Genomic DNA, 7133 nt, shown 5'->3' on the forward strand with positions numbered 1-7133 from the left:
TTATTTTATTAGGAGTTTTTCTGGTAATGAATCCTGTACTGTACCGGATTCATTCCCAGAAAATCGCCTAATAAAATAATCCGTCTAACTAAATGGGGTCACTTTAATACCTCTACTCAGCTTTTTTAAGCTTCACATGATTAAAGAGTCAGCCTCCGAATAAAGCCAAACAAGCTGACGCCGTTAAAATACCGGAGCCCGCTTCCAGCACATTGCGCTTTTCAATTATATTTTATCTGCGGCCTTGTCTCCTCCCTGCCTATTTATATGTTTTTAGCTGCTTCTAACTCTTTTACAATTTGCGGGAATAACTTATCTAATTTATAGAAGTAGAGAATAACGACCATGAGCGCACTAATGATGATGGGCAAATAAATGTACATGAACAGGATTGAGGAACGAGCGGATTCGCTAATATGCTCCTGACCACCAACATAACCTCCAAATGCGAGCATCCAACCGACTATCGCGGCGCCAAGCCCGCTGCCTGCCTTTAAGCCGAAGCTTCCAGCGCTGTAAACTAAACCTTCTGTTCGCATGCCTGTTTTCCATTCTCCGTAATCTACGGTGTCTGCAAGCATCGCGAACATCGTTGCAGCTAATGGAACCCCGCCAAGTGATTTGATCACCGACGCGATGATTACGATTTTAATGCTAGTTGGATCAATAACCGTAATCGTTGCTCCCAAAATTGTGATGGCTAACCCTAGGAGTGAGGAATTACGTTTACCGAACCTTTTAATAATCGGAGCAACAAACAGCAAGCCAATTAACAATGGGATAAAGGAAATAACACCGAGAATGGACATCAATTCAGCATTACCTAAAATATACTGCGCGTAATAAATGTTAACCGCTGTATTAACCGACGTCATAATAAAGCTTAGAATCATGAAGACCACGAGCAGCGCCCAATACTTATTGCGGAAAAGCGCTTTCAAAGAGCCGCTAAGAGGGACCGTATTTTGGACTACTGCTGGCTTAACTCTCTCTTTCGTCGTACGGAAAGTAATCAAGAACAACACCGCTGCAATCGCACCATAAATAGTAAACGTCATCATCCATCCCTGTTTACCGCCACCGAATGAATTTACGATGGGAACCGTCATGGTCGAGACGAGCACCGCGCCAAAGATAGCCATTAACATACGGAATATGTTAAGCAAAGATCGCTCATAAGGATCTTGTGTAATCAATGAGTTCAACACACCATAAGGAACGTTCGCTCCTGAATAAATAATGTTGAGAATGAGATAGGTCACGTAAGCGTAAATATCTCCAACGCCATACCCAAGCTTCTCCGAAAATGAAAGTTTAGTCTGTTCCATAGTAGCAACCTCGATTGTATAATTATTTTTGTCCGTTTAGTTGGAGGAGAAGCTGTTCGACCATTTCATCTGAAAAAGCACCTTTAAATGCCAAACATCCAAGCCAGAGTACATATCTGCTTTTTCTTCCAATGTCATTTGTGAAACCATTTTCTTTATGTCACGATTCATTTTGAATCCCCCTTAAATAAACTCACAAACTGTAAAGCGTTTTCATTTTTTACTACACACTCATTATAGATGATCAAAAAATCGGAAATATGGTATGATTATTTGAATAACAGTAAATTTATTTGGAGGCATTAGATGGAATTTAATCCTTCCTTTTTAGCTAAATTACTTCATGAGAGCTTGCAGCTGCCTGTTTATTGGTTGAGTGCGGATGATCCAAGCGGGCAGGAATATTTCGAATCCAACGCTCCTATCCCATTTTCCGCCTTACAAAATCCAGAATACTTCCAGCAATTAATAAAACGAACCTGGGATAAAACTTTTCCCGTTATTCAGACAACGGAGTTCGAGGAATTTTTTATCGTGCAGCCCGTTTATTCGAATTTGAAGCGAGCAGGAACCATTATTATAGGTCCCTCAATTGATTATGTTCCTTCCGAGGAAACTGTTCGAAATCTCATGAATGACAATAATATTCCAAGAAAACTCCATCCAGCTTGGGTTGAATATATGCGCAGTCTCCCACTTGTTTCCAAGCAGAGATTATTTCACATTGGCATCATGGCACATTGGATTGTCAATCAAGAGGCGTTAGCATTGACGGATGTTCTTGAGTATAATTTCCGGTTGGACCAACGTTTTTTGTCAGAGGAAGCTATCGAGCTATCGATGTCTAATATGAAGGAATTTTCTAATCTTCACACGAGCCAGGAATTTGAACAGATATTATTACGGCATATTAAGAACGGCGATAAAGCTGCACTTAAGAATCTATTCGTAATAGGTGTAATTGGGGAGGCAGGCACACTATCCAAACGAAGTCATTTGAGAAGCCGCAAAAATATTGCCATCTGTGCAATTGCTGTAGCCATTCGAGCGGGTATGGAGGGTGGACTGTACACTGAGCTGGCATATCGCTTAAGCGATACTTACATTCAGCATATCGAGGATTTAACGGATGTTCGCTCGGTTGAAACCGCGATGATAGACGCCTTCTTAGATATTACGGATCGCGTTAGCGAAAATCGGAAAGGCACCGTTTCTAAGCCAATCGCGAAATGCCGAGAATACATTTTTAATCATTTATATGATGCGATTTCTATCTCTGAACTGGCTGAGCTGACTGGACTTAACGGTACCTATTTATCCACCCTTTTCAAAAAAGAAACGGGACTCACGATCAGTCATTTCATCCATCAGGAGAAAATAGAAGAAGCTAAGAAGCTGCTCGATTTCACAAGTGAGTCGGTCTCAACCATCGCTACTCGTTTGAACTATTATGACCAGACTCACTTTATTAAATCGTTTAAAAAACATGCCGATATCACACCTAAGCAGTATCGTGATCGAAAACGGAATGGAGATAAAAAGCCCATAAAAATATCCCCTTCAAGTTTGCTCTCTTGAGTGACCACTAAAAGGGAAAGTGCGCGGGCTGCGCAGTCAGTCCGCGTGAATGGATCAGTTGGAGCCATTGCAGCTATGCAAAGAGAACTGCTCTGCGTTATTGAGTTTACGATAGGGCAAGAGAAAATCACCGAGGTTGATTTAATTTCGATCCTCTCTCGAACGGCTGCTAACCTTAATGGTCAAAAGCAATTTGCCCCTCTTTACTGCCAGCAACACATTTCGTTCCCAAAACTCAGCTGGCGGAAGAAAATAAAGCATTAGACTGGGTTTCTTTATTCCACGCTGATTCTCAATTGTAATATCGTCGGACTTCATACAATAAGTTTTAGACTGACCTCAGAAATTGAAACAGCGACAGCCAAGGACAAAAAACAAAGTCCTAGACTATCGCTGTTTCATTGAACTAACGTTCCTCGTTAGCCTAATCTTCTTTTCAGAAACTTACCGTCAAAATCAAAAACAACAGGTGCTCCTTTTACTTTTGGAGTCCACCCTTGATCAAGCGACTGACAAATAAAATATTCAACATCTCTTGGTCTAATGATTTTAATATTTAGATGTTCTGTATTAGGGAAGTTTACCCAAACACTGTCGATATCTGATTCAACGTAAACTTCAAGCCGCATTCCTCTAGTGATTTCATGTTCAGCTATCAAGATTATATATCCGCTTCCTGGGGAGATAGTCCATATGTAATTGTCATCTCTGACTGATATTCTTCTGGAACTCTTTTTGTTTATTGTCATTCGTTTCTCCCTTAATTAAAGTATCATTTCAGCAAGATGTGACTCTGTAAGCACTATGGAATGAATGGTGTTGTCTTTAAAAGTCATTCCGTCTACCTTCGCTCCCGAGAAATCTGTACCATCTAGTGAGTTACCAACTAACACTGCATTATTAAAAATACAATTAGTAAAAATACATGCTTTTAGATTTGAATTGATAAACCTCGAGTTTTGAAAATTCGAACCAGCAAAATTCACCGAGAATAGGCACTCCTCAAAGTTGAGATTTGATAAATCAACTTCAGTTAAAACACCGTCTTCAACACAAAGTCTTGAGAATGACCCTTGTCCCTGTTGAATCATTTCCAAAAATCCAACCGCTGTAACTTCGCTGTTCATCCCCACACCCCCGTAACCTACTTGATGACTATGTTTCTACACTGCTACCACGCAAACCTGCCCGTTGGCGTAACGACGAAGGGCTGCCACGCGGCAGCCCTTTTAGTTTTCAACTATCGTTTCCCGTTAGGTCAATGAAGACTTCAAAACGAGCTATTCCCACATGCCAGTGAGTTCCATGCCGTTATCAGGGAAATGGAACCGCCTTGCATCCCCGAGGGTGTTATTGCGCATATTTGTTTCGGCCTTGCACCTACTCCATATGTAATCACAGCTCTAACCTGCATAGGGCTTTCATTCACCTCGAACACAAGATCCGCATGGCCCGTGCAATAGCAACCATCGTCATATTCAGCACGAACGTTACTGAAGGATAGTAATCGAACCCCTTCTTCTTCAGCCAACTGCTTCCAAGCGCTTTCCTTGCTGCCCGCGGTCTTCCGCCCTTCCCAGCCAAACAATTCCGCAGCTCTGTCGTAGTTTTGCTCCTGAACTGCTTTCAGGAATGAAACGGTTTGCTTTTGTATACCTATTGGGTTCCAAWACAAGGTTACTTTGTACAGCAAAAAAATCATGCACAACAACCCCAAATAAMCTRCCGATTTCACAAGTAGTTKMTTCATYTCTRTCCTCCCTCCAWTCTATWCAGTAGACGAAACGGATAGGGAAARTGTTACGTTAATCTCCCCATTTGTTGAGAAAACGGAAGTCATTATGTCGGCCGCCGTTTCTTATGTTCATTGAGCTATCGTTCCCCGTTAGTTGAACATCCATCGTCAGACTTCTTAAGTTTTTATAGTCAATCTTCGCAACAATATTGCTCCCTCAGATTTAAAAACCTTCTCGCGTCTTATAAAATCCTCAACTTCAGATAAATTTGCCGGCCTATATCCAGGACCACCACATCCACAGGAATGATATGTAAAACCGTTATTATATAACAATTCTACCTTCATCCACTGTTTAAGGTCATTTTGTTTAAGTGCTTTAAAATCATGTCCCATATCCTTCATTATTTCGGTACATTGTGGGCATTTATAATATCTAATTTTGGATCTCAGTTTTATCTAGTTTTGAAGCAGAAGTTTGTTTGAAAACCTTCCTGCATTTAAAACACGCGTAAATATCCTTATATGGGCCGTAAATTGCATATCGACACATAAATGATCACCTCCATAGATTAGCTGAATCACAACTTGCGTTATCTGCTTTTCTCATCCGTCTTAGCAAAAAAAAGGATAACATTATTTTACCACGCTAACCTGCCCGTTAGCTTAATGATTTAGCGAATTTCCTTCAACCAAAAGAACCCTTTTCGAACGAGGTATAGAGCCGAGCGTATGTACCTCCCTCGAAGGATATTCCTATTTCGTATCTACACTAATGACTTCTCGCAGCCCACTGCAATTTTCCTCAATACAAAAAGGTTCCGAGTTTCCGGAACCTTAAGGAACAGTACAATACTCACATGTGGTTTTCATTACTTTGAATTCTCAATTGCTTCTCTTAAGGCTTTTGCTAGATTACCTTTAATAATTTCATGACCTAAATGTATTTTTTTATCATCTAAAAAATCAAAACCTTTTTGCTTCTTTGTAGGAGTTAAAGAATAACCTTCTTCCCTATCACATGAGTATATAACTAATTTTTTCCCTTTTATTGCTTTTTCATAGCCTTTTACTCCTAAATACTTCTCAAGCGGAGTGATGTCGTTTTCCACGGGAGTTAGAGAATGGCATTTCTGAAATACATATTCAAGCGCTGACTCAATTTGTTCCTCACTGTTAGGATTTTCAACCTCCTTTACTACATCAATGTTTGCAATAACTCCTCCCCACTTATTAATAATTCCATTAGCAATCATAATAATTCTTTTACCGTAAACATAAATATCAACTTGTTTGTATTCCATACTGATTTTCCTCATTTCAAAATATGATACACGACCTAAACGCCTATTTCTGCTGGGTCATTCAGCTGCGTTCGCAAACTACTCCATGGTGCGTTAAACTAACGATTCCCTTAAGCTTAATCCTCTAGAACGTTGCCTAACGACTTTATTGATCAGGATCCAAGTGAAGTTGTGATATGTTTAATGACGGTTTCTTCATTGCGCTCCAATCTGGTGGATCAGTGAAGAAAGTCTTCAGTCGATTAAAGATTTGTTCTCGCTCTTTGAACCAATAGGTACGCTCATTAATCTCAAAGCAGAGGATGAGCGCAATATCAAAGGGTTGATTTGCCTCACTAAATGAAAATTCATTCACGATTGTTTGTTCGTCGATTCCTCCCGAATCACTAAGGTCCTCGTCGTCTTCAATCTTTGAGTTGGCAGATGTTTCTTCACGAAGTTGAATGTGTTGTTCGAATAATTTCTTAGCTTCGTTCATATGGGAAATGAATCTATTCGGATCAAATAGTAATGAAAAATAACCCATCAACTCTTCGAACAATCCTCGCTCAGTGAGACCAATTTCTATTCTGGTAAAACCATGTGTTAAGCCGGGCTTTACCTCTTCCATATAGGAATAGTTGAAGCGAGCTAAGTTTGCCGCATAAGAACTTCTGCCAGTACGATAGTTGTAGAAAGAGCTGCACAGCAACCAGACAAGAGGTGGATAAATCCACCAAAAATATTTATTATGGTCTCGATATAAATTACGATTGGCTGTCCCAAGTAACTCAAAATAATCTGCCAGTTTACCGAGCTCGCCATTCTCATATAACGGACCTAGTAATCCTCGAAACTCATAAAGTCCTAAAAAAAAGTGGTTGTCGATTGAGTATCCTTCATTCAGATCTCCCCGATTCCTTTCCTCCGTTCGCTCGATATTCTCCTTTAACCCTTTATAAAACAATAGTCGATCATTCAACCGTATACACGCTCCTATATAACCAATGATTCCTATTTCAATCCTGGCTCCTAATCTCCTCATACTAACACATATTGGAAGTATCCTGCCCGTTAGCGTAACGACGAAGGGCTGCCACGTGGCAGCCCTTTTAGTCTTCAACTATCGTTACCTGTTAGCGTAGTGCTCTAGCTCCACAAACCAATCCCCTAAGTGATCTGGAGAATGGGCATCTGACCCGTATATAC

At 40.4% G+C, this 7133-nt stretch carries 9 protein-coding genes; 2 read left to right on the forward strand and 7 right to left on the reverse strand.

The window, feature by feature from the left end; genetic code table 11:
• Window positions 1-263 precede the first annotated feature (263 nt).
• Both AC1DSE_RS26665 and AC1DSE_RS26670 read right to left on the reverse strand, forming a co-directional pair.
• Complete coding sequence (locus tag AC1DSE_RS26665) at window positions 264-1328, reverse strand: MFS transporter (RefSeq protein ID WP_477511965.1); 1065 nt, start codon at window positions 1326-1328, stop codon at window positions 264-266.
• 36 nt (window positions 1329-1364) lie between these two features.
• Window positions 1365-1499: a hypothetical protein gene (locus AC1DSE_RS26670; RefSeq protein ID WP_477511978.1), complete on the reverse strand. Its 135-nt coding sequence runs from the start codon at window positions 1497-1499 to the stop codon at window positions 1365-1367.
• 135 nt (window positions 1500-1634) lie between these two features.
• Between AC1DSE_RS26670 and AC1DSE_RS26675 the strand changes: the two genes are divergently transcribed.
• Window positions 1635-2906: a helix-turn-helix domain-containing protein gene (locus AC1DSE_RS26675; protein WP_477511966.1), complete on the forward strand. Its 1272-nt coding sequence runs from the start codon at window positions 1635-1637 to the stop codon at window positions 2904-2906.
• A 75-nt stretch (window positions 2907-2981) separates the two neighbouring features.
• Complete coding sequence (locus tag AC1DSE_RS26680; RefSeq protein ID WP_477511967.1) at window positions 2982-3170, forward strand: hypothetical protein; 189 nt, start codon at window positions 2982-2984, stop codon at window positions 3168-3170.
• A 155-nt stretch (window positions 3171-3325) separates the two neighbouring features.
• Here the strand turns inward: AC1DSE_RS26680 and AC1DSE_RS26685 are convergent, their stop codons facing one another.
• The 5 genes from AC1DSE_RS26685 to AC1DSE_RS26705 all read right to left on the reverse strand — a co-directional run bounded on the left by AC1DSE_RS26685 (window position 3326) and on the right by AC1DSE_RS26705 (window position 6906).
• On the reverse strand, window positions 3326-3655 hold the full coding sequence (locus AC1DSE_RS26685; RefSeq protein ID WP_477511968.1) for a hypothetical protein: 330 nt from the start codon (window positions 3653-3655) through the stop codon (window positions 3326-3328).
• Window positions 3656-3670: 15 nt separating this feature from the next.
• Window positions 3671-4033: a pentapeptide repeat-containing protein gene (locus AC1DSE_RS26690; protein WP_477511969.1), complete on the reverse strand. Its 363-nt coding sequence runs from the start codon at window positions 4031-4033 to the stop codon at window positions 3671-3673.
• A 143-nt stretch (window positions 4034-4176) separates the two neighbouring features.
• A complete protein-coding gene (locus AC1DSE_RS26695) occupies window positions 4177-4608 on the reverse strand; it encodes a hypothetical protein (protein ID WP_477528455.1) in 432 nt (143 codons plus the stop codon).
• A gap of 905 nt (window positions 4609-5513) precedes the next feature.
• Window positions 5514-5945 (reverse strand): hypothetical protein, encoded by a 432-nt coding sequence (locus tag AC1DSE_RS26700; protein ID WP_477511971.1) that lies wholly within the window; start codon window positions 5943-5945, stop codon window positions 5514-5516.
• Window positions 5946-6090: 145 nt separating this feature from the next.
• The gene (locus AC1DSE_RS26705) at window positions 6091-6906 is read right to left on the reverse strand and encodes a hypothetical protein (protein WP_477511972.1); all 816 of its coding nucleotides are present in this window, start codon (window positions 6904-6906) and stop codon (window positions 6091-6093) included.
• Window positions 6907-7133 lie beyond the last annotated feature (227 nt).

This window comes from Paenibacillus sp. 01L418 (assembly GCF_056400045.1).

Coding starts and splice junctions, on each gene's coding strand:
- AC1DSE_RS26665 (WP_477511965.1), bottom strand. CDS start 1,328: ATGGAACAGACTAAACTTTCATTTTCGGAGAAGCTTGGGTATGGCGTT.
- AC1DSE_RS26670 (WP_477511978.1), bottom strand. CDS start 1,499: ATGAATCGTGACATAAAGAAAATGGTTTCACAAATGACATTGGAAGAA.
- AC1DSE_RS26675 (WP_477511966.1), top strand. CDS start 1,635: ATGGAATTTAATCCTTCCTTTTTAGCTAAATTACTTCATGAGAGCTTG.
- AC1DSE_RS26680 (WP_477511967.1), top strand. CDS start 2,982: ATGCAAAGAGAACTGCTCTGCGTTATTGAGTTTACGATAGGGCAAGAG.
- AC1DSE_RS26685 (WP_477511968.1), bottom strand. CDS start 3,655: ATGACAATAAACAAAAAGAGTTCCAGAAGAATATCAGTCAGAGATGAC.
- AC1DSE_RS26690 (WP_477511969.1), bottom strand. CDS start 4,033: ATGAACAGCGAAGTTACAGCGGTTGGATTTTTGGAAATGATTCAACAG.
- AC1DSE_RS26700 (WP_477511971.1), bottom strand. CDS start 5,945: ATGGAATACAAACAAGTTGATATTTATGTTTACGGTAAAAGAATTATT.